We start from the raw sequence: 20,051 nt of genomic DNA, 5'->3' as shown, positions 1-20,051 counted from the left end.
GTTCAGGCCTCCTCGGGAATCGGTTCGCGGGCGGGGCGGCGGGCGGGGCCGTCGTCCTCCCAGTGGACGCTGAGGATCCGCAGCTCGCGGCCCGCGAGCAGTTCCACCGCGGTGGCCCCGCCGCATCCGGGGCAGCACAGGTCGGGGGGCATCCCGACGGCCCATTCGCAGGTGCAGGATCCGCAGCGGGCGCGCGCGGCGACGGACTCGGTGGTGAGCGCGGCCCCTTCGAGGAGGGTTCCGGCGCAGGCCAGTTCGAAGCAGAAGGCGAGGGAATCGGGCACCACGCCCGCCAGCTCTCCGACCTGGAGCCGTACGGCGGTCACGGCACGCGCCCCGCCGGCCCCGGCCGCCTCTTCCACCTGGCCCACGACGGCCATGGCGATCGACATCTCGTGCATCGGACTCCGTCCTGCCGGGGCTCATTACACCGGCGGGACCGGGGCGCGGCGGGCGGGCACGCCGACGCCGCGCCCGCCCCGTACGCCATTCGGGCGCCCGGGCGGGCGGCTCGTCACATACGGACCATCCGCAGGTAGCGCTTGAGGTCGGGGAAGACCTCCAGCAGTACGGCGGCCAGGACGGCGGCGGTCACGCCGCCGATGAGGGACTTCTTCACGGGGTGGCTCCTCAGTTCGCGGGGAGGGCTCGGGGACTCGGCTCTTGGGTCTCGGAGGTGAGCAGGTCCAGGACCATGCGTACGGCTTGCGGCACCGCCGCGGCCACGGGCGGGCTCAGGCCGATGCCCTCCTCGACGCAGGCGGGCTCGCATCCCACGACCAGGGTGCGCCGGGGCGCAGTGGAGCCGGTGCCGGCGCAGAGGGTGCCGAGCAGGGCCAGGACCGCGTCGGGGGACATGTGGTGCCCGTCGAGCACGGCGGCGCCGGGCCCGGCGGGCTCCACGGGTTCGGCGCCCTCACCGGCGTCGACGAGGTAGAGCGTGCCCGGGGCGCCGCCGCGGGCGGTGGCGTCGACGAGCACGAGCGTGTCGTAGCCGTCGAGGAGCTGGTAGGCGAGGTGGACCCCGCGCACCCCGAAGTCGACCACCTCCACGTCGTCCGGCAGGGGGTGCGCGCGCAGGCCGCGCACGGCCTCGACGCCGAAGCCGTCGTCGCCGAGGAAGACGTTGCCGATGCCCGCGACCAGGATCCGGGCCCTCACGCGTCCTCCAGGGGGGTGACCTCGTCGGGCTGGAAGTACAGGAACCGGCCCTGTTCCCTTCGGATGTCGGCCCCGGGGTCGCCGTCGACGGTGACCGCGAGGTGGACTCCCCCGTCGACGTCGTGGAGGACGCCCTCGACCTGCGCGGTGCGGCCGTGGAGGAACAGGTCCTGGGCGTCGGTGCGGCGCGGACCCGGGCGCAGCAGGACGCGGCTGCCGGCGCCCACGGACGTGCCGTCGATCAGGATCCGGTCGCGGGCCGGGTCGGCGGGGTCCGCGTGCTCCGGGTCCCACCAGGGGGTGTCCGGCCTGAACACGGCCTCGTCCCAGGGAGGTTCGGGGGCCCGGGGCACCGCATCCGCCTTGCCGGGGTGGGTGATCTCGCGCAGGGCCCGGACCGCGCCGTGCAGCCGTTCCAGCACCTCGGGGGGCATGGAGTCGGCGAGGTCGATCACGGCCGCGGCGCGGGCGTCCGTACCGCGCGCCTCGCGTTTCTCCTGCTCGGTCAGGGCCGCCGTGCGCAGGGCGAGGATCTCGTCGATCTCGGTGGCGTCGTACATCGCCCCGGCGCTCTCGGGGGCGATGGCGGCGTGGTCCTCCAGGATGATCGGGGAGGAGAGCACCACGTCCGCGCGGCCGGGTTCCCCGGCGAGCACGGGCCAGGTGTGGCGGTTCTCGCAGCTCGCGACGGCGGCCCTGGCCCATTCAGGCGGGTCGGTCATCGACAGGAAGGAGCCGGAGGTGAGGCCCAGCAGCAGGTGGGCCGCGACCAGTGACCGCGGCAGGGCCGCGTCACGGTCGGCGCCGGCCCCCTCCGGGGTCCAGCCGCTGGTGTTCTCCACGACGGCGGTGAGCTTGAACGCCCGGTAGGGCACGTCCAGTTCCTCGGTGCGCAGCCGCAGCACGCCGTCGATCCGCTCGGTGCGCCGGATCAGGCGGCCCCGCTCGCGGCCGTCGGCGTCGAGGACGGGCTCGGTCCGCGTCCGGGCCGGCCGGGCGAAGGCGAGGGTGACCTCTCCGGCGGTCAACTCGGCTACGGACACGCTCATTTCGACGCGTTCCTCGGTTCCCTCGTCCCAGGGGACCAGGACCCGGTCGGGCAGGTGGAGTTCGGGTACGGGCACGAAGGAGCCGTCCGGGCGGCCTTCTTCGACGGTACGCCGCTGCGCGTGCAGGAAGCGCAGCTCGACGGCCAGGGTCGCGGCCCCTCGGGGCTCCATCACGACCTCGGTCCGCTGGAAGGAGGGCTCCTCGTGCGCCGCGCCCCACCCGGGCGGGACCAGGACGCCGAACTGCCAGCGCAGCTTGTTCTTCGCGGCCGAGGCCCGGTACGGGTAGAGCACGTAGCCCTCGAACAGGACGGCGTCGGCCACCTGTCGGGCGGTGGCGAAGCGGGGGTCCGCCGCGGCCGTCGCGGTCATGGAGCGGTCCTCTCGGTGACGCGGGCCGGTACGGAGCCGAGCCGCAGCGGCGGCGGCGCGGGCTGCGCGGGGGCGGCCGCGTCGAGCAGGGCCCTTACGGTCGACTCCCAGGAGGCGAGGGCGTGCCGCGAGCGGAAGGCGAGCAGTTCGGCCATGGTGTCGCGGGGCAGTCGCAGCCAGCCGCAGCCGGGGAAGTGCTGCTCGACCATGTCCCGCCAGACGGTCACGGGCATCCGGTACGGGGCTTCGCGGTCCCAGGGCACGGGTTCGACGTGGAAGCCGCCGGCTCCGGTGAAGGCGGTGCCGGAGAACAGCATCAGCAGCGGCGCCTCCCCGTCGTCCAGGGCGTCGAAGTACCGGGTCGCCGCGATGTCCATGTCGTAGGTGCAGGGCACGACGAGGTCGGTTTCGGTCTCCCCGGTGAATCCGGGCACCATGAGAGCGACCTGCGCGAACTGGACGGGCTGGAGGGTGCTGCCCCACCGGGCGCGCTCGCCGAACAGGTCGGCGAGGCCCTCGGCCTCCTCGGGGCCGTAGCTCCGGCGGGCCGGTTCGATGCGGATCTGGCAGCGCAGGGCGAGGGCGTGCACCCGGGTGTCGCCGGCGGCGGTGATCCGCAGCCGGAAGACGAGGGTGGGGCCGGCGGCGTACGGGTCGGCGCGTACGCCGGTGCAGGTGAAGGTGAAGTCCGTCATCGGACCCCTTCCTCCGCAACGGCCCCGGCCCGCCGCTCCACCTGCGCGAAGAAGGCGTCCAGCGCGGCGCGGGCCTCGGCTCCGCCGTCGAAGCCCTGCCACAGCAGCCGCATCCGCCCCACCAGTTCGTAGCAGATGTCGATCGGCACCAGGTGGCACGTGGTGCGTCCCTGCGAGCGGTGCAGCAGCAGCGCCTCCACGTCGGGCTGGAGCAGCGCGGACAGCCGGCTCGCGCCCAGTACGGATTCCCAGGTGGCGGGGTCGAGTTCGCTCTCGGTGGCTCCGGCCGGGCTGGGATAGAGGGCGACCAGCCGGTCGAGGGCGGCGTTGCGGAAGAAGAACGCCACGGCGACCGGGATACCGAGCCGCTCCCAGGCACCCTCGTCGAGCCGGTGGCCGGGGTCGGCGAGGTAGCGGTCGGGGACGGCCAGATAGCGTCCGCCGGCCGCGCCCGGCCGATCGAACAGCAGGGCGCAGGCCGTGCAGGCGCAGACCAGCGTCCGCTTCTCGGTCTCCACCAGGTGGCGGTGGCCGTCCTCGGGCACCGCCACCGCGCACAGTTCGCAGCGTTCCGGCCGGGGCGGTCGCGGGCCCGTGAACCGGCGCAGGCCGCGCCGGGGTTCGGTGGCGGCTCCGGGCCCCGTCACGGCACCCGGACCGGAGCGTGCGGCCGGACGCCGATCTGGAGGAGCGGCGGCCCGGGCGGGGCCGCGGGTTCCATCTCCACCACGGTGACCTCCGGGGCGAAACAGGCCAGGGAGTCCTCCAGCGTGCGCCGGGCGGTCTCCTGTCCGCTGCCGCAGCCGCAGCCGGTGGCGGCGGCCCGGGGGCGCAGCCGCAGCACACCGGTGCTCTCGTCGAAGCCGAGCAGTTCCACGGGGTCGTCCGCGGCGTCGAGGGCGCGTGCGATGCGCGTGTGGACGTCCTCGGGGTGCAGGTCGTGCAGCGAGAGCAGGCTCGCCACCAGTTCGTCGCCCAGCACCTCTTCGAGCGGGCCGCCACCGAGCCGCCCGACGATCCGGGCGAGGCCGGCGCCGTAGAAGTCCATGAGCACGCGGACCAGTTCCTCGGCGGCCGCACGGGCCGCCGGGTCGCCGGTGGCGGCCAGCCGGTCGAGCACTTCCTCGACCTGCTGCCCGGCCCTGCGGGCGTCGACGGCCGCGCTCATCCGCCCAGTCCGCTCAGGCCGGTGGGGACGTGCATCGACTTCACCGTCTTGCCGCCGCCGACGTACATGTGGACCCCGCAGGGCAGACAGGGGTCGAAGCTGCGCACGGCGCGCATGATGTCGATGCCCTTGAAGTTCTCCGGGGGGTTCTCCTCGAAGATCGGGGTGTTCTGGACGGCGTCCTCGTACGGTCCGGGGGTGCCGAAGGTGTCGCGGGTGCTGGCGTTCCACGGGGTCGGCGGGTAGGGGTGGTAGTTGGCGATCTTGCCGTCGCGGATGACCATGTGGTGCGAGAGCACGCCGCGCACGGCCTCGGTGAAGCCGACGCCGATGGACTCGTCCGGCACCTCGAACTTCTCCCAGGTCTGGGTGCGTCCTGCGCGGACCTCGGCGAGTCCCTTCTCGGCGCAGTGCAGGGCGATGGCCGCCGCGTAGGCCTGGAAGTAGGTGCGGGCGCGGTTGCGTTCGAGGGCGTTGCTCCACTGGGGGATCTTCCACTCGAAGCGCGTCTCGGGCTTGGTCATCGTCTTCGGCAGGTTGATGACGACGCTGTGCCCGGTCGCCTTGACGTAGCCGACGTCGACGAGTCCGGACAGGGCCGTGGACCACAGGCGGGCGATGGGGCCGCCTCCGGTGTCGAGGGCGAGGTGGTCCTTGCCGTCGAACCAGCGGGGCGACATCACCCAGCTGTACTTGTCGTCGAAGTTCCGCTTCTGGGGCGCCGGGATGGTGTGCTGGTTCCAGGGGTGGCGGGGGTCGACCGGGTTGCCGAGGGGGTCGTGCGTGACGAACTGCTCCCGGCCCGCCCAGTCGTCGTAGTACGAGCTGCCGAGCAGGATGCGGATGCCGAGGTTGATCCGGGTGAGGTCGTTGGTGACCAGCTTGCCGTCGACGACCACGCCCGGGGTGACGAACATCTTCCGTCCCCAGTCGGTCATGTTGGCGTACGTGAAGTCGCAGTACTCGGGGTCGTTGAGCGCGCCCCAGCAGCCGAGCAGCACGCGGCGCCGGCCGACCTCCTCGTAGCCGGGCAGGGCCTCGTAGAAGAAGTCGAAGAGGTCGTCGTGGAGCGGGACGACGCGCTTCATGAACTCCACGTACCGCATCAGGCGGCTCATGTAGTCGGTGAAGAGCTGGACGGAGGCGATGGTGCCGACGCCGCCCGGGTAGAGGGTGGAGGGGTGCACGTGGCGGCCCTCCATCAGGCAGAACATCTCGCGCGTGTAGCGGCTGACCTGGAGCGCCTCGCGGTAGAACTCGCCCTCGATGGGGTTGAGCGAGCGCATGATGTCGGCGATGGTGCGGTAGCCGTGCTCGCCTGCGTGGGGTGCCTCGGTGCGCTCGGCGAGCTCCAGGACGCCGGGGTTGGTCTCGCGGACCATCTTCTCGCAGTAGTCGACCCCGACCAGGTTCTCCTGGAAGATGTTGTGGTCGAACATGTACTCCGCCGACTCACCGAGGTTGATGATCCACTCGCCGAGGTGGGGCGGCTTCACCCCGTAGGCCATGTTCTGGGCGTAGACGGAACAGGTGGCGTGGTTGTCGCCGCAGATGCCGCAGATGCGGCTCGTGATGAAGTGCGCGTCGCGGGGGTCCTTGCCGCGCATGAAGACGCTGTAGCCGCGGAAGACCGACGAGGTGCTGTAGCACTCGGCGACGCGCTTCTGCTTGAAGTCGATCTTCGTGTGGATGCCGAGGCTGCCCACGATCCGGGTGATCGGATCCCAGGCCATCTCCACCAGGCCGCTGCCGTCACCGGCCGCCTTCGTCTTCGGTGCCATCGTCTGTGCCGTGACCCTTCTTCTGAACGGGAGTGCGTGCGCTGCGAGGTGGTTCGGGGTGCGGGGGCTGCGGGGGTGCCGTCACCAGGGCGGGCGGTAGCCCGTGGTCAGCTTGCGGCCGGTGTGCCGCCACTTCGGCTCCTGGTCCACGGTGTGCGCCGTGATCGAACGGAGCCTGCGGACGACGGCGCCGTACGCGCCGCTGGCCTTGCTGGACACCTTGGCGCCGGGGGGCTCGTCCATGAACGGCATGAACTTGTCGGGGAAGCCCGGCATGGTGCAGGCGATGCAGATGCCGCCGACGTTCGGGCAGCCGCCGATGCCGTTCATCCAGCCGCGCTTGGGGACGTTGCACTTGACGACGGGGCCCCAGCAGCCGAGCTTGACCAGGCACTTCGGCGAGTCGTAGGTGTGGGCGAACTGGCCCTGCTCGTAGTAGCCGGCGCGGTCGCAGCCCTCGTGGACGGTGGCTCCGAACAGCCACGTCGGGCGGAGCTTGTCGTCGAGCGGGATCATCGGGGCCGAGCCGGCCGCCTGGTAGAGCAGGTAGGTGAGGGTCTCGGAGAAGTTGTCCGGCTGGATCGGGCAGCCCGGCACGCACACGATCGGGATGCCGGCCTTCGAGGTCCAGTCCCAGCCCAGGTAGTCGGGCACGCCCATGGCGCCGGTCGGGTTGCCCTCCATGGCGTGGATCCCGCCGTACGTGGCGCAGGTGCCGATGGCCACCACGGCGAGGGCCTTGGGGGCCAGGCGGTCGATCCACTCGCTGGTGGTGATGGGCTGGCCCGTGGCGGGGTCGTCGCCGAATCCGCACCAGTAGCCCTCGGGCTTGATGCTCTCGTTGGGGATCGAGCCCTCGACGACGAGCACGAAGGGGTCGATCTCGCCCCGCTCCCCCTTGAAGAACCACTCGATGAAGGTGTCCGCGCCGCCGACCGGGCCGCATTCGAAGTCGATCAGCGGCCAGTGCACGGCGATCTTGGGCAGGCCGGGGAGGGTGCCCGTGACGATCTCCTCGATGCTGGGCTGCATCGCTGCCGTCAGGGCCACCGAGTCGCCGTCGCAGCTCAGGCCGGCGTTGATCCAGAGGATGTGGATCGGGGGGTCCTCTACCGTGCTGGGCGTTGCTGCATCCATGAGGATCGCTCCTTGGGGAGGGATGCGGAGGGGATGGGGCCGGGGATGCGGCGGATGGCGGGGAGGGTCCGCGGGTCCGCCCCACCCTTCTTGCTAGCAGCCCGCCGGGCCCGTTGCCCTGTCATGGAGGGCCGGTCCAGTGACGGGGGGCCGCCGGGCGGGGAGCGGGGCCGTGCGCCGGCCGGGGACGGCCCGCGCGAGGTGCGGAGGGGTCCGGTCCGGTGGCTCCTTGCGTACGAAGGCGCGGCGCAGCGCGTGGTAGGGGGCCCCGGGGTCGAAGAAGGTCTCGTGCATCCGGGCCAGCTCGGCCTCCCGGTAGGCGGAGAGCGGCCGGACGGCCCGGTCGCGGTCGAGGCGGTCCTTCTTCCGGGCGATCGCGGCCTGTGTGGCGGGGGCGGCCGCCAGGCGGGCCGCGAGCCGGACGGTCTCGGCCGCGAAGTCCTGCGGGCCGCAGGTGACGGTGCGGTCGGTCAGCCCGAGCCGGCGGGCCGCGTCGGCGCTGAGCGGCAGGGCCTCGGTGGTGAGGCGCTGCGCCGTGCGGGGGCCGACCCGGCGGGGCAGGGTGTACGTCCAGTACTCCGAGCCGTACAGCCCCATCAGCCGGTAGTGCGGGTTGAGGACCACCCCCGCCCTGCACCAGACCTCGTCGGCGGCGAGGGCGAGCATGGCCCCGCCGGCGGCCGCGTTGCCGCCGAGGGCGGCCACGACGAGCCGGTCGGTGGTGGTCAGGACGGCCTCCACCAGGTCGTCCATGGCGATGATGTTGGCCCAGGACTCGGCGGCCGGGTCGGTGGCCGCCTCGATGACGCCGAGGTGGATGCCGTTCGAGAAGAAGTCGCGGCCGCCGCCGAGGACGAGTACGGAGGTGGGCCGGGAACAGGCCGTACGGTAGGCGGCCAGCAGGCGCCGGCACTGACCGGTGCTCATCGCGCCGCCGGGGAAGGCGAACCACAGGAAGCCGGCGCCGCCGTGCTCCCGGTAGCGGATGTCGGCCCAGGTCCGTGCCGGGCGGTCGGCGTCCGGCGGGGCGGGGATCTCGGGGAGCGGCGGCAGCCGGTCCCCGAGGGCGAGGACGGCGGGCAGTTTGACGGGGGCCGGCTGTCCGGGGACGCGCCGGGCCCGCAGTTCGGGGATCCACACGGCCCCGTCGGCCGTGGCCCGGCAGACCGCGCCGGCCCTGGTGGCCAGGAGCGCTCCGGGACGGCCGTGCAGCCGGTCCTCCGGATGGCCGCCGTGGAGGTACCACTGACCGCCGAGCAGGTCGTCGAGGACACCGGGCTGCGAGTCGGCGGCGCGCAGGGCCCGTACGACGCTCTCCGTGGTGTCACGGGCCCAGTCGATCCGGCGCTGTTCCTGGCGCAGGTAGGGCCGGGCACGGCCGGAGCCCTGCGGCTGGGGGACGTAGGCGCCGGAGGCGAAGCGGTCGACGGCCAGGAGTACGGCCGCCAGCGCCGCGTCGGCGATCTCGCCGCGGTAGGCGTCGCTCTTGCCCACGGGCGGCAGCGGGCAGTCGACGGACGCCCAGACGTCGCCGGCGTCCATCTCCTCGTCGGCCTGCAGGACGGTGACGCCCCATCGGGTCTCGTCCTCGGTGACGGCCCAGTCGAGCGAGGAGGGACCCCGGTCGCCGACGGGCCCGGGGTGGACGATCAGGCAGGTGTGCGCGGACCAGACCTCGCGGGGGACGGCCGTCTTCAGCATCGGCGCCACGACGAGGTCCGGCCGGTGGCGGCGGACGGCGTCGGCCAGGGAGTCGCCGGACAGGGCGAGTTCGACCGCCACGTGGTGGCCGTGGTCCCTCAGTTCGGCGTGGACCCTCTGGGTGAGGCTGTTGAAGGCGCTGGCGGCGAGCAGGACGTGCACGTGATCTCCCGTCGGCCGGAACGGGTACGGCCGCTGGCGATCGTCGGCCCCGGGCGGCCGCCGGACGGCGAGGCCCTGCGGGGGTGTCACTCGGAAGGGGACCGGGGGGCCGCCAGCTGGGGGATGCGCCGCGGAGGGGCCGGGCCCGTCGGGAGACGGACCCGGCCCCTCCTGCCGCCGGTGGGCCGGCGCGGTCGGTCAGACGCGGTCGGCCGCGATCAGGACGTACTGGAAGGAGCCGTCCTTGTAGGACTCGATGAAGGCCTCTTCGATGCCGGTGACCAGCGAGGACGTGGCCCGGAGCTCCCAGTAGGGCAGGGTCGCGGGGGTCAGGTCGACGACGGCCTGCGGGACGAGACGGTTGTCGGCCATGGCGCGCAGGTACTCGCGGCGGGAGTGGATGTTGCACTCGAAGTGCGCGTTGATCTGGGAGACCCACTTCGAGGGCTGGCCGTAACGCGGGTTCCAGCAGCCGGTGATGGTCACGTAGCGGCCGCCGACCGCGAGGATCCGGGAGTGCTCGGCGAAGAGGTCGTGCAGGTCGACGTACATGCTCGACTCGTTGTTCCACGAGGCCGCGGCCTGCCCGGTCTCGAAGGGCGTGCTCAGCATGTTGCAGACGCGGGCCCGGACGTGGTCCTCGATGCCGAGTTCACGGGCGCGCTGGTTGGCGAAATCGGCCTGCTTGGCCGACAGGGTGACGCCCTCGACCTTGGATCCGAAGCGCTGGTGGGCCATGACCATCGAGCCGCCGCGGCCGCAGCCGGCGTCGACGAGCGTGTCGTCGCGCCCCATGGGGCCGAGGTGGTCCAGGAGGACTTCGGCCTGGGCGGACTCCAGCCGGTGGAGTTCGGCGACGAGCTTCTTCTCGTACTCGCTGTCCTCGGTGTCACCGAGGGCGGCGTGGTCGACGTCGCCGATGCCGTAGTGGTGGTGGTAAAGGCCGTCGACATCGCCGAGCCGCAGGTTCACGGGCCGGGCCTCGTTGTTCCAGTAGCGGGCGATGTCCCCCTGGTAGGGCGTCGCAGGCGCGGGGATGATCACGGAAGTGCCGGTAGGGGTAGCGGTGGTGGTGGTGAATTCGGTGCTAGTCACGGATAAGTCCATCCTTACCAGAAGTCGGGCAGGGTGTAGCGGTAGGTGTTGCTCATGTGCCAGTAGTGGTTGCCGTCGACCCATGTGGCCACTCCCCGCAGGAAGCGGAGAACCCTCGGGTCGGGGCACGCGGCGCCCAGTTCGGCGGCCGCGGCCTCGAACGCGTGCATGAGGTCGTTGTGGACCTCGACCGCCTTCAGGTAGCCCTCCTTGTCGGAGAGGCCCTCCTTCTCGGAGATCACCACCGGCAGGTTCAGGTGCAGGCCGGGGCTCTTGAGTTCCTTGGTGTACGAGTACAGGTCGTTGGCGATGGTGGTGGCGTTCCCCGCGAGCGCGATGACCCGCTGCATGGCGGGCTGGGCGTGCAGGTCCGCCGGCAGTTCGTAGCCGCCGACGGTGTCGGTGATGGTGGGGCAGGGGCGGAAGTTGTTGAACTGGCGCATCGCCAGGTACTCGGACACCTCCGGGACGTACTCCGTCTCGGCCCAGGCCGCTTCGGCGAGGTACCCCATGTGCAGCCGGGCCATGTCGTGCCGGAACCGGTCCGCCTGGGAGGGGGTGGCCGCCCGGACGAAGTACTCCATGGCGGAGCGGTAGGAGCGCCGCGGCGCGTCCGAGAGGAGCGACTCCGCCCAGGCCGGCGCGTACTCGTTCGTCGTGTGGACCGGGTCGAGGGCGGTGTGCGCCAGCAGAAGCCTTCCGCCAAGTCCGACGGGCGAACCGCCGTGGTCCTCGCAGTAGATGTCGTCCACGACGTTCTCGGCGACCATCAGCCGCGTGGCGAGCATCAGGTGGTCCACGGTCGGGGCGTCCGGGTGGCAGGCGACCATGTAGCGGCCCACGGAGAAGCCGTCGAACTGGTCCTCCCACTCCGGGGGGTACGCCTGGACCTCGTCCACCGCCCAGCGCTTGATCCTCCGGCTGACCTCCTCCACCCGCGCCGGGTCGGGCTCCGGCACCGGGTGGTGGTAGAGGCCCGGGATCGGATTGCCCGCCGGCGGCGCCTCGGGCTCCGGAGCCGTCGCCGGCTCCGCGCTCCGGCCCCAGTGCAGGCTCGCCGTACCCAGACCGCGGGGGCCGCGCAGGATCCGCTCCAGGGCGGGAGCGGGTCCGGAAGGCAGCACCGGCGGCGGGGGCGGGGCGGGCAGGACGCCGGCGGCCGCTTCGACACCGGAGGGCTGGACGGTGGCGAGGACGTGGGCCCCGAATCGGGCCGCAGCGGCGGGCAGGCTCGACTGCAGAGGGGAAGGCCCGGGATCGGGCATCCGTGGCTCCTTGATGAGGTCGGGTGGGCTGTTCCGGATCCCGGGCATGCTCGGTAGACCCGGGAAGGTCCGGGTGTCGTGGGCGTCGGGGCCGTCGGGCGGGGCGGCTAGTCGCGCCTGCGGGCGATCTGCACGTTCTCCAGCACGCCGAGCGCGTCGGGCACCAGGACGGCGGCGGAATAGTAGGTGGAGACCAGGTAGGAGATGATCGACCGCTCGTCGATGCCCATGAAGCGCACCGACAGGCCCGGCTCGTACTCCTCCGGCAGACCGGTCTGCCGCAGACCGATGACGCCCTGGTTGTCCTCGCCCGTACGCATGGCGATGACCGAGCTGGTGTTGTCCTTGCTGATCGGGATCTTGTTGCAGGGCAGGATCGGGACCCCGCGCCAGGCCGGGACCGACTGCCCGCCCACGTCGACGTGGTCCGGGTAGAGGCCGCGGGCGTTGAGCTCGCGGCCGATCGCCGCGATCGTCCGGGGGTGGGCGAGGAAGAACTTGGTGCCGCGGCGGCGGCAGAGCAGCTCGTCGAGGTCGTCCGGGGTGGGCGGGCCGGAGTGGGTCTGGATCCGCTGCTTGAAGTCGGCGTTGTTCAGCAGGCCGAACTCGCGGTTGTTGACCAGCTCGTGCTCCTGGCGCTCGCGCAGCGCCTCGATGGTGAGCCTGAGCTGTTCCTCGGTCTGGTTGTGCGGCCCGTTGTAGAGGTCGGCGACCCGGGTGTGGATCCGCAGCACGGTCTGCGCGATGGAGAGTTCGTACTCGCGCGGCTTGAGCTCGTAGTCGACGAAGGCGCCGGGCAGTTCGGCCTCGCCCGTGTGGCCGGCCGACATCGCGATCTCGGCCTCACCGTGCTTGTTCTGCCGCTGGTGCGGGAGCGAGCTGAACCGCTGGATGTGGGCCTGGAGGCTCGGCGCCGCGGACATCACGGCGGCGAACTCGGTGCGGGACAGGGTGAGCAGGGTGCCGGGGGTCTCGGCGGTGGCGGTGTAGTCCCATTTGGCGTCGGCGTCCAGCAGGGCGTTCTCGCCGAATCCCTCGCCGTCGGCGAGTACGGCCACCGAGACCGCGTCCCCGTACTTGCCGGCGGAGGTCTGGTTGATGCGACCGTGGGCGATCAGGTGGATCTGCTCGGCGGGGGTGCCGCGCTCGACCAGCACCTCACCGGCGCGGAAGTCACGCTGGACGCACCGGCCGGCGAGCGCCGTCAGCACCTCCTCGTCGTCGAAGCCGCGCAGCAGGGCCAGTTCGCCGAGCTCGCGCGGGATCACCCGCACGTCGCCGCCGTCCTGGATGAACTCGATGCGTCCGTCGCCGACGGTGTAGCTCAGCCGGCGGTTCACCCGGTAGGTGCCGCCCTTGGTCTCCACCCAGGGGAGCATGCGCAGCAGCCACCGGGAGGTGATCTCCTGCATCTGCGGGGCGGACTTGGTGGTGCTGGCAAGGTTGCGGGCGGCCGCCGTGCTCAGGCTGGACTGCTGGGGCGGCTCCAGCTGCGCTTCCGGGCTGGTGTCAACGGTCATCGGTCGGGCGCTCCTTCGTAAGGGCGGTGATCGGCGTGCATGCGCGTCACCGGTGAAAGAGGAAAAAGAGGGCGAATATCCGGGAATCCGTCCAGATCCGGGGGAACATTAACGGCCCGTACGCCCAGTCGACCTTGAGAAACCCCCCGTATTACCTCGATGCAGTGATCTTGTCCCGGATGGTGTTTGCCGCGGCGAGCGACAGCATTCGGCCAGGTCCAGATGCGTGGCGTCCCGCGCCCGTCACCGCGACACGCACGCCGCGCCCCGGCCCGGCCCGGACGGCCGTGGGCGGGCCCGGACATGCCGAAGCCCGCCGGCTGCGCCGGCGGGCTTCTCTTGCGTCGTCGGCGGGCAGAGCTGGTCAACCGCTGCCCGTCGCACGTCGTTACGGCATCGGCTGCTGCTGCGTGACGCAGTGGACGCCGCCGCCACCGGTGCCGAGGCGGTCGATGTCGATCTGTTCGACGACGCGGCCCGGGAAGAGGCGGGTCAGCGTGGCCTTCGCCGCGGCGTCGGCGCGGGTGTCGCCGAACTGGCCGGTTATGACCGCGCCGTTGCACACGTAGTAGTTGGCGTAGGAGGCGAGGAAGTCCCGGTTCGTGGAGCGGATCTTGTCGTAGTCGGGGCCCTGGAGCTTCTCCACCGCCATGCGGGCGCCGTCCGCGGTGGTGGCCGCGGACAGGATCTGGTACTGCTGGCGCGCGTCCTTGGCGAAGGCGTCGCTGTCCGAGGCCAGCGGCATCTGGACCAGGGCCCTGCCGGGGGCCAGGAAGCGGGAGGTCGCGTCGACGTGGTCGTCGGTGATGTCCTGGCCGGTCACTCCGTCGAACCAGATGACCTTGGAGGCGCCGTAGGCGGAGCGCAGCGCGGCCTCGATCCGGGTCTGCGACATTCCGGGGTTGCGGTTCCTGTTCACGAGGCTGCTGCGGGTGGCCATCAGGGTGCCCGCGCCGTCCTGTTCGACCGCGCCGCCCTCGCCCACCAGCCCTGCGGCAGTGAACGGGACGCCGACGTGGGCGGCGATCCGGCCGGCGACCAGGGCGTCCCTGGAGTGGGTCTGCTTGTTGCCCCAGCCGTTGAAGTTGAGGCCGACCGCGTCCAGGCCGCCCGCGCCGTCGGTGCGGAAGACCGGGCCGGTGTCGCGCATCCAGCAGTCGTCGACGGGGATGGTGGACAGGACGGTGACCGTCGGGCCGCACATCGAGCGGGCCTTGGCGGCGGCGGCGGAGTTGGCGCAGAGGTAGACGGGCTCGTACGCGGCGACGGTGCGGGCGATGAGCGCGATGTCCGACTGGACGCCGGCGAGTTTGCCGCCCCAGATGGAGGTGCTGTCGGGCCAGGCCATCCAGGTGCGCGCGTGGCGGACGTCTTCGATCGGCACGCGGAGGGCGCCCGCCGCCGCGGCGGGTCGCACCGCCGCCGCGCGCGCCCGGCCCTCGGTCGCCGCGAGGGCGGCGGCCGCGGCGGTGAGTCCCGCCGCTGCCAGGAAGCTGCGCCTTCCCATGCCCGTGCCCTCACCGGGCGGGTGTGCTGCGTGAACGTTCATGAGGGGTCTCCTTCGGGGATTCGACTCACCCCGCCGACAGCGGGGTTGACCGTGGGGGAGGTCGGGCCGGCTAGAGGGCCCGTCGGGCCGCGGCGATGGCCGCCGGGTCCCAGCCCGGGCGGGGCACGGACTCCAGCAGCAGCCGGGTGTACGGGTGCCGGGGCGCGGCCAGCACCTGCTCCGTGCCGCCCTGTTCGACCACGGCCCCGTGCCGCATCACGACGATCTCGTCGGTGACGCACCGGACGACGCCGAGGTCGTGGGTGATGAACAGGTACCCGATCCCGGTCTGCTCCCGGATGTCGGCCAGCAGGTTGAGGATCTGCGCCTGTACGGAGACGTCGAGCGCGGCGACGGCCTCGTCCAGGATGAGGACGGCCGGTTCGACGGCGAGGGCCCGGGCGATCGCGACGCGCTGGCGCTGGCCGCCGGAGAGCCGGCGGGGCAGGGCGTCGGCGGCCCGGGTACCCAGACCGACCTGGTCGAGCAGTTCCCGTACGCGCCGCGCGTGGTCGCGGCCCGGGAAGTGCAGCTTCAGCGTTTCGCGCAGGGCCGCTTCGACGCTGGTGCGCGGATCGAGGGAGAGGTACGGGTCCTGGAAGACCATCTGGATCTCGCGGGCGCGGGCCAGCCGCGCGGCACGGCCCCGGCTGCGTTCGGTGCGGGAGCGGCCGCGGACCCGTACGTCCCCTTCGTCGGCGTGCTCCAGGCCGACGACGATGCGGGCGGTGGTCGTCTTGCCGGAGCCGGACTCCCCCACGATGCCCAGTGATCCGCCCTCGGGGAGGGTGAAGGACACGTCGTCCACCGCGCGGACGGCTCCGAAGGAGCGGCGCAGTCCGGTGACCTCCAGTACGGTCTCAGGCATCGACGGCGCTCCCTTCGAGCAGGTCGCTGTGGTGGCAGGCGGCCCGGTGCTCAGGCCGGTCCGGGGCGGCGGCCGGCAGCGGCGCCCGCTGGTCGCAGACCTCCGTGGCGAGGGGGCAGCGGGCGGCGAAGGCGCAGCCGGACAGCGGCTCCCGCAGGTCCGGAGGCTGGCCCTCGATGGCGGCGAGCCTGCCCCGGGGGCCCTGCATCCGCGGGGTGGAGGCGAGGAGCGCGGCGGTGTACGGGTGCCGGGGGCGTGTGAAGAGGGTTTCGGCGGGGCCGGTCTCCGCGATCCGCCCGGCGTACATGACGTAGACGCGGTCGCTGATGGCGGCGGCGAGGTCGAGGTCGTGGGTGACGAACAGCAGACCGGTGCCGAAGCGTTCGCGCAGGCCCGCCAGGACGGCGATGACCTCGGCCTGGCTGGTGACGTCCAGTGCGGTGGTGGGCTCGTCGGCCAGCAGGAGCGCGGGGTCCCCCATGAGGGCGGCCGCGATCACGACGCGCTGGAGCATGCCGCCGGAGACCTGGCCGGGGTACTTGCGCAGCACGGTCTCGTCCAGGCCCACGGCCCGCAGCAGTTCGACAGCGCGGGCCGTGGCGGCCGGCCCGTTCATCGTCCCGGTGAGCGTGACGCTCTCGGTGAGGAAGTCGCCGATGCGGCGCAGCGGGTTGACGGCGGCGCGCGGGTCCTGGAAGACCATGGCCACCGTGCCGGCCCGTACGCCGCGCAGCCGGCCGGGGTCCATGGCGAGCACGTCCTGCCCGCCGACCCGTACGGCGCCCTCGACGACCGCGCCGGGTGGCAGCAGGCGCAGTGCGCTGCGGGAGGTGAGGGATTTGCCGGAGCCGGACTCGCCGACGAGGGCGACGGTCTCGCCGGCGGCGACGGTGAGGTCGACGCCGTCGAGGACGGGCCGGGCGGTGCCGGGCAGGGTGACCCGTAGCCCTTGGATGTCGAGCGTGTTCATCTGTCTCTCCTGGCGACACGGTCGGCCCACCGCTCGCCCACCACGTTGAAGGCGACCACGGTCAGCACGATGAAGGCGCAGGGCAGGATCGCGGACAGCGGGTAGCCGTGCTGGATGGCGGTCTGTCCGTCGAAGACCATGCGGCCCCAGTCGGGGGTGAGGGCGGGGACGCCCAGTCCGAGGAACGACAGTCCGGCGAGGTCCATGAGGGCGTAGCCGAAGTTGATGGTGGACTGGGCGAGGACGACGGGGGCGATGTTGGGCAGGATGTGGCGCAGGCAGATCTGCACGGCCGAGTGCCCTTGGACCTGGTGGGCGCTGACGTAGGGGCGGGCGCGCTCGGCGAGGACGAGCGAGCGGGTGAGGCGGCTGACGTAGGGCAGGTAGGCCACGGCGAGGGCGATGACGGGGGCGAGCAGGCCTTCGCCGTAGACCGAGATGATCAGGATGGCGAGCAGCATGCCGGGGAAGGCGAAGACCAGTTCCGTGCTCCGGGACAGTACGGAGTCGAGCCGGCCGCCCCGCCAGGCGGCGGCCGTGCCGATGGCGATGCCGGCGACGGTGGAGAAGGCGACGACGCCCAGCGGGCCGAGCAGGGAGGTGCGCGCTCCGAGCAGCAGCCGGGAGAGGGTGTCGCGGCCGGCGGCGTCCACGCCGAGGGGGTGCGCGGCGGAGGGGCCGGCGAGGGCGTTGCCCAGATCGACGGCGTTGGGGTCCTGGGCCGCCAACCAGGGCGCGAGGAGCGCGGCGAGGACGACCAGGCCGACGAGTGCCAGGCAGACGGCGTGGAGCGGGGAACCGGCGGCGCGGATCCGGGAGAGGCCCGGCCGGCGGGTCAGGACGGCGGTCACGCGGTGGCCTTCCCGGAGGTGAGGGTGACCCGGGGGTCGACCAGGGGCAGGGCCAGGTCCACGAGCAGGTTCACGGTCATGAAGAGGGCGACGATGATCAGGGAGATCGCCTGGACGGTGGGGAAGTCCTTGGTGGTGGTGGACAGTTCGAGGAGCTGGCCGATGCCGCCGATGCTGAAGGCGGTCTCCACGAGGATGGTGCACACGAGCAGGGTGGAGACGATCAGTCCGCCGGTGGTCAGGACCGTGCCGAGGGAGTTGCGCAGGACGTGGCGGCGGATGACCTGGCGTTCGGGGACGCCGCGGCTGCGGGCGACGGTGACGTGCTCGCTGTCGAGGGCTTCGAGCATGGCGGAGCGGGTGACCCGGGCGAGCATGCCGATCAGGTAGAGCGCGAGGGCGACCGCGGGGAGCGCGAGGTGCCAGAGCATGTCGCCGAGGCCCTCGCCGGCGCCGCTGCTGGGGAACCAGCCGAGCCGGACGGCGAACAGGCCCTGGAGCAGGACGGCCGCGACGAAGGACGGGGTTCCGACGGCGAACGTCGTGGTGACCAGGATGGCGGAGTCGGTGGCGCCGCCGCGGACGGCGGCGGTCCGGCCCAGCAGCAGGCCGATGGCGACGACCACGACGAGGGCCATGGCGATCAGCAGCAGCGTCACGGGGAGCCGGTCCGCCAACAGGCGGGAGACGTCGGTGCGGTAGGTGATCGAGCGCCCGAAGTCGCCCTGCAGCACGTCCCCGAGCCAGCGGAAGTAGCGTACGAGGAAGGGATCGTCCAGGTGGTACTGGGCGTTGATCGAGGCGAGGGCCTCCGGGGAGGCCGACCGGCCGGCGAGCAGGAAGCTCGCCGGGCTGCCGGGCGCCAGGTACATGGCGCCGAAGACCAGGAACGAGGCGACGAGGAGGGTGGCGGCCATTTCCGCCCCCCGTCGCACGGCGAAGCGGACGAAGTTCACTGCGCGGCCCCCACGTCGGCGGCCCACGGGTGGTACATGTACGAGATCGTGGTGGGCGCTCCGGTGATCCGCTTGCCCAGGAAGAGGGCGGTCGGCCACTCGGCGACGGGGATCCACAGCAGCTGCTCGGAGGCCTGGTGCTGGAGCTTCGCCTCGATGTCCAGCCGCTGCTCGACCGGGTAGACGGCGGCGGCCTGCTCGACGAGCCGGTCGTACTCGGGGTCGCTGTGGCCGGCGAAGTTCATGTAGGCGCCGGTCTTGAAGTTCGACAGCAGGTCGAGGGGGTCGGTGATCGAGTCGTAGTAGGTGAGCGGGAACATGTCGATGCCCTCGCGCGCCCCGGGGTCGGTGAACAGCGCGGTGAACGCGTTGGGGGCGATGGTCTTCAGCCGGATGTCCAGGCCGATGCGGGTGCCGGCCGCCTGGACGGCGGTGGCGAGGAGGGACACGTCCTGGCCTATGGAACTGGTGGCCATGGTCAGGGACTTGCCGGTGGCCCCGGCCTCCTTGATCAGGGCCTTGGCCTGTTCGATGTCCTGGCCGGAGGGCGGGAGGCTGTCGAACGCCGTCTTCAGGGTGTGTTCGGGGGCGGCGGCCCACGCGGCCCGTGTGGTGAGGGAGTTGGTGACGGTGCCGGCGCCGCCGAGTCCGGCCTTGACGAATCCGGTGCGGTCGAGGGCCAGGGACAGGGCCCGGCGGACGCGGACGTCGCCGAGGGCGCCCTGCATGTTGGTGATGTTGACGTTGACGGTGCTCAGGCCCTCGCCGAAGTACAGGGTGCCCGCGCCGCTGTCGCGCAGGCGGGCGTAGCTCTCGGTGGGGATCAGGTAGCCGCCGTCGACCTCCCCGCTGAGCAGCGCGTTGGTGCGGGCCGAAGGGTCGGTCAGGACGCGGAACACCGCCTTCTTCGACTTGGCCTTGGTGCCCCAGTAGCCGTCGAAGCGGTTGAGCTCGACCGATTGGCCCTTGTTCCACGTGCCGAGTTCGAAGGGACCGGTGCAGGCGAGGCCGCCGGTGGTGCCGTAGTCCTTGCCCGCCGCCTCGACGGCCGACTTGGAGGCAACGACCCCTGCGGCGGTGGCCATGTACTGCGGGAACTGGGAGTCGGGCTTCTTCAGTTTGACGGTGACCTGGAGCGGACCGCTCTTGGTGACGGAGGTGACGTTCTGGAACACCTGGGCCCAGGCGGCGGCGTTGTCGGGGTCCATCTGCCGGCCGAGGCTGAAGACCACGTCGTCGGCGGTCATTTCCCTGCCGTCGTGGAAGCGCACGCCGGGGCGCAGGTCGTAGATCCACGTGGTGGGATCGGGGTTGGACGCCTTCTGGGCGAGGCCGGGCTCAGTGGTGAGGGCCGGGGTCCAGCGCATCAGGCTCTCGCACACGTTGGACAGGATGGTGTTCTGCGGGTAGTCGAAGGCCATCGTGTAGTCGAGCGTGGGCGGCTCGGCGTAGACGGCCCAGCTGAAGGAGTCGATCTCGCCGCGCGCCAGGGGCGTGGAGGCGGAGAGGTGGACGTCGGTGACGGGGCCGCCGTCGGCCTTGGGCGGCCCCGCGCAGGCGCAGAGCAGGGCGAGCGAGGTCAGGACCGCGGTGGTGAGGCCCGCGGTGCGGCGTCCGGGCCGGCGGTGGGGGCGTCTGCCCGTGCGGGGTGGGGAGGTGGACATCGTCGCGCTCTCATTTCCGTGAGGGATGCCGGGGGGGGGGGGGGCGGGCGGACGCCGGGGCGGTCCGCCCGGAACGGCCGTACGCGG

At 72.4% G+C, this 20,051-nt stretch carries 19 protein-coding genes; all 19 read right to left on the bottom strand.

Annotated elements, in window-relative coordinates; all coding sequences use genetic code 11:
* Positions 1–2: 2 nt before the first annotated feature.
* Positions 3–401 carry a hydrogenase maturation nickel metallochaperone HypA gene (locus tag ACFTXQ_RS00305; RefSeq protein WP_382634125.1) on the bottom strand — a complete coding sequence of 133 codons (399 nt, stop codon included), beginning with the start codon at positions 399–401 and terminating at the stop codon, positions 3–5.
* A 113-nt stretch (positions 402–514) separates the two neighbouring features.
* Positions 515–619 (bottom strand): DUF6893 family small protein, encoded by a 105-nt coding sequence (locus tag ACFTXQ_RS00300; protein ID WP_382634122.1) that lies wholly within the window; start codon positions 617–619, stop codon positions 515–517.
* A gap of 11 nt (positions 620–630) precedes the next feature.
* Complete coding sequence (locus ACFTXQ_RS00295) at positions 631–1,161, bottom strand: hydrogenase maturation protease (protein ID WP_382634120.1); 531 nt, start codon at positions 1,159–1,161, stop codon at positions 631–633.
* Positions 1,158–2,582 (bottom strand): hypothetical protein, encoded by a 1,425-nt coding sequence (locus ACFTXQ_RS00290; protein ID WP_382634117.1) that lies wholly within the window; start codon positions 2,580–2,582, stop codon positions 1,158–1,160. Before ACFTXQ_RS00290 ends, ACFTXQ_RS00295 begins: the two co-directional genes overlap by 4 nt.
* Positions 2,579–3,277, bottom strand: a complete 699-nt coding sequence (locus ACFTXQ_RS00285; RefSeq protein ID WP_382634115.1) for a DUF6084 family protein — start codon at positions 3,275–3,277, stop codon at positions 2,579–2,581. Before ACFTXQ_RS00285 ends, ACFTXQ_RS00290 begins: the two co-directional genes overlap by 4 nt.
* Complete coding sequence (locus ACFTXQ_RS00280; RefSeq protein WP_382634112.1) at positions 3,274–3,924, bottom strand: DUF5947 family protein; 651 nt, start codon at positions 3,922–3,924, stop codon at positions 3,274–3,276. The genes ACFTXQ_RS00285 and ACFTXQ_RS00280 overlap by 4 nt, the downstream gene beginning before the upstream one ends.
* The gene (locus ACFTXQ_RS00275) at positions 3,921–4,445 is read right to left on the bottom strand and encodes a hypothetical protein (protein WP_382634110.1); all 525 of its coding nucleotides are present in this window, start codon (positions 4,443–4,445) and stop codon (positions 3,921–3,923) included. Before ACFTXQ_RS00275 ends, ACFTXQ_RS00280 begins: the two co-directional genes overlap by 4 nt.
* Complete coding sequence (locus ACFTXQ_RS00270; protein WP_382634108.1) at positions 4,442–6,226, bottom strand: nickel-dependent hydrogenase large subunit; 1,785 nt, start codon at positions 6,224–6,226, stop codon at positions 4,442–4,444. The genes ACFTXQ_RS00275 and ACFTXQ_RS00270 overlap by 4 nt, the downstream gene beginning before the upstream one ends.
* Positions 6,227–6,307: 81 nt before the next feature.
* Positions 6,308–7,363, bottom strand: coding sequence for a hydrogenase expression protein HypE (locus tag ACFTXQ_RS00265; RefSeq protein WP_382634106.1), 1,056 nt, complete (start codon positions 7,361–7,363; stop codon positions 6,308–6,310).
* A 93-nt stretch (positions 7,364–7,456) separates the two neighbouring features.
* Entirely contained in the window at positions 7,457–9,226 is a 1,770-nt protein-coding gene (locus tag ACFTXQ_RS00260; RefSeq protein WP_382634104.1) for a hydrogenase maturation protein, read from the bottom strand.
* Between the two features lie 198 nt (positions 9,227–9,424).
* Positions 9,425–10,333 carry a geranyl diphosphate 2-C-methyltransferase gene (locus ACFTXQ_RS00255; protein WP_382634101.1) on the bottom strand — a complete coding sequence of 303 codons (909 nt, stop codon included), beginning with the start codon at positions 10,331–10,333 and terminating at the stop codon, positions 9,425–9,427.
* Between the two features lie 2 nt (positions 10,334–10,335).
* Complete coding sequence (locus ACFTXQ_RS00250; RefSeq protein ID WP_382634098.1) at positions 10,336–11,586, bottom strand: family 2 encapsulin nanocompartment cargo protein terpene cyclase; 1,251 nt, start codon at positions 11,584–11,586, stop codon at positions 10,336–10,338.
* Positions 11,587–11,693: 107 nt separating this feature from the next.
* Positions 11,694–13,106: a family 2B encapsulin nanocompartment shell protein gene (locus ACFTXQ_RS00245; RefSeq protein WP_382634096.1), complete on the bottom strand. Its 1,413-nt coding sequence runs from the start codon at positions 13,104–13,106 to the stop codon at positions 11,694–11,696.
* Positions 13,107–13,494: 388 nt separating this feature from the next.
* Complete coding sequence (locus tag ACFTXQ_RS00240; protein ID WP_382634094.1) at positions 13,495–14,655, bottom strand: agmatine/peptidylarginine deiminase; 1,161 nt, start codon at positions 14,653–14,655, stop codon at positions 13,495–13,497.
* Between the two features lie 70 nt (positions 14,656–14,725).
* On the bottom strand, positions 14,726–15,523 hold the full coding sequence (locus tag ACFTXQ_RS00235) for an ABC transporter ATP-binding protein (protein ID WP_382634091.1): 798 nt from the start codon (positions 15,521–15,523) through the stop codon (positions 14,726–14,728).
* A complete protein-coding gene (locus ACFTXQ_RS00230) occupies positions 15,516–16,493 on the bottom strand; it encodes an ABC transporter ATP-binding protein (RefSeq protein ID WP_382634088.1) in 978 nt (325 codons plus the stop codon). Before ACFTXQ_RS00230 ends, ACFTXQ_RS00235 begins: the two co-directional genes overlap by 8 nt.
* Entirely contained in the window at positions 16,490–17,344 is an 855-nt protein-coding gene (locus ACFTXQ_RS00225) for an ABC transporter permease (protein ID WP_382634086.1), read from the bottom strand. Before ACFTXQ_RS00225 ends, ACFTXQ_RS00230 begins: the two co-directional genes overlap by 4 nt.
* Entirely contained in the window at positions 17,341–18,300 is a 960-nt protein-coding gene (locus ACFTXQ_RS00220; RefSeq protein WP_382634084.1) for an ABC transporter permease, read from the bottom strand. The genes ACFTXQ_RS00225 and ACFTXQ_RS00220 overlap by 4 nt, the downstream gene beginning before the upstream one ends.
* The gene (locus ACFTXQ_RS00215) at positions 18,297–19,964 is read right to left on the bottom strand and encodes an ABC transporter substrate-binding protein (protein WP_382634081.1); all 1,668 of its coding nucleotides are present in this window, start codon (positions 19,962–19,964) and stop codon (positions 18,297–18,299) included. The genes ACFTXQ_RS00220 and ACFTXQ_RS00215 overlap by 4 nt, the downstream gene beginning before the upstream one ends.
* Positions 19,965–20,051: the final 87 nt, after the last annotated feature.

The organism is Streptomyces sp. NPDC057010, from assembly GCF_042673805.1.
In the GTDB taxonomy this organism is placed as follows: Bacteria; Actinomycetota; Actinomycetes; order Streptomycetales; family Streptomycetaceae; genus Streptomyces.
Note: the sequence above shows the minus strand (reverse complement) of the source record. Positions and strands in the feature narration are given on the sequence as shown.

What these genes read in the sequence shown, in the direction of transcription:
- ACFTXQ_RS00270 (WP_382634108.1), bottom strand. Translation starts at nt 6,226, where the DNA reads ATGGCACCGAAGACGAAGGCGGCCGGTGACGGCAGCGGCCTGGTGGAG.
- ACFTXQ_RS00255 (WP_382634101.1), bottom strand. Translation starts at nt 10,333, where the DNA reads ATGGACTTATCCGTGACTAGCACCGAATTCACCACCACCACCGCTACC.
- ACFTXQ_RS00215 (WP_382634081.1), bottom strand. Translation starts at nt 19,964, where the DNA reads ATGTCCACCTCCCCACCCCGCACGGGCAGACGCCCCCACCGCCGGCCC.
- ACFTXQ_RS00305 (WP_382634125.1), bottom strand. Translation starts at nt 401, where the DNA reads ATGCACGAGATGTCGATCGCCATGGCCGTCGTGGGCCAGGTGGAAGAG.
- ACFTXQ_RS00230 (WP_382634088.1), bottom strand. Translation starts at nt 16,493, where the DNA reads ATGAACACGCTCGACATCCAAGGGCTACGGGTCACCCTGCCCGGCACC.
- ACFTXQ_RS00240 (WP_382634094.1), bottom strand. Translation starts at nt 14,655, where the DNA reads ATGAACGTTCACGCAGCACACCCGCCCGGTGAGGGCACGGGCATGGGA.
- ACFTXQ_RS00285 (WP_382634115.1), bottom strand. Translation starts at nt 3,277, where the DNA reads ATGACGGACTTCACCTTCACCTGCACCGGCGTACGCGCCGACCCGTAC.
- ACFTXQ_RS00265 (WP_382634106.1), bottom strand. Translation starts at nt 7,363, where the DNA reads ATGGATGCAGCAACGCCCAGCACGGTAGAGGACCCCCCGATCCACATC.
- ACFTXQ_RS00235 (WP_382634091.1), bottom strand. Translation starts at nt 15,523, where the DNA reads ATGCCTGAGACCGTACTGGAGGTCACCGGACTGCGCCGCTCCTTCGGA.
- ACFTXQ_RS00250 (WP_382634098.1), bottom strand. Translation starts at nt 11,586, where the DNA reads ATGCCCGATCCCGGGCCTTCCCCTCTGCAGTCGAGCCTGCCCGCCGCT.
- ACFTXQ_RS00245 (WP_382634096.1), bottom strand. Translation starts at nt 13,106, where the DNA reads ATGACCGTTGACACCAGCCCGGAAGCGCAGCTGGAGCCGCCCCAGCAG.
- ACFTXQ_RS00290 (WP_382634117.1), bottom strand. Translation starts at nt 2,582, where the DNA reads ATGACCGCGACGGCCGCGGCGGACCCCCGCTTCGCCACCGCCCGACAG.
- ACFTXQ_RS00275 (WP_382634110.1), bottom strand. Translation starts at nt 4,445, where the DNA reads ATGAGCGCGGCCGTCGACGCCCGCAGGGCCGGGCAGCAGGTCGAGGAA.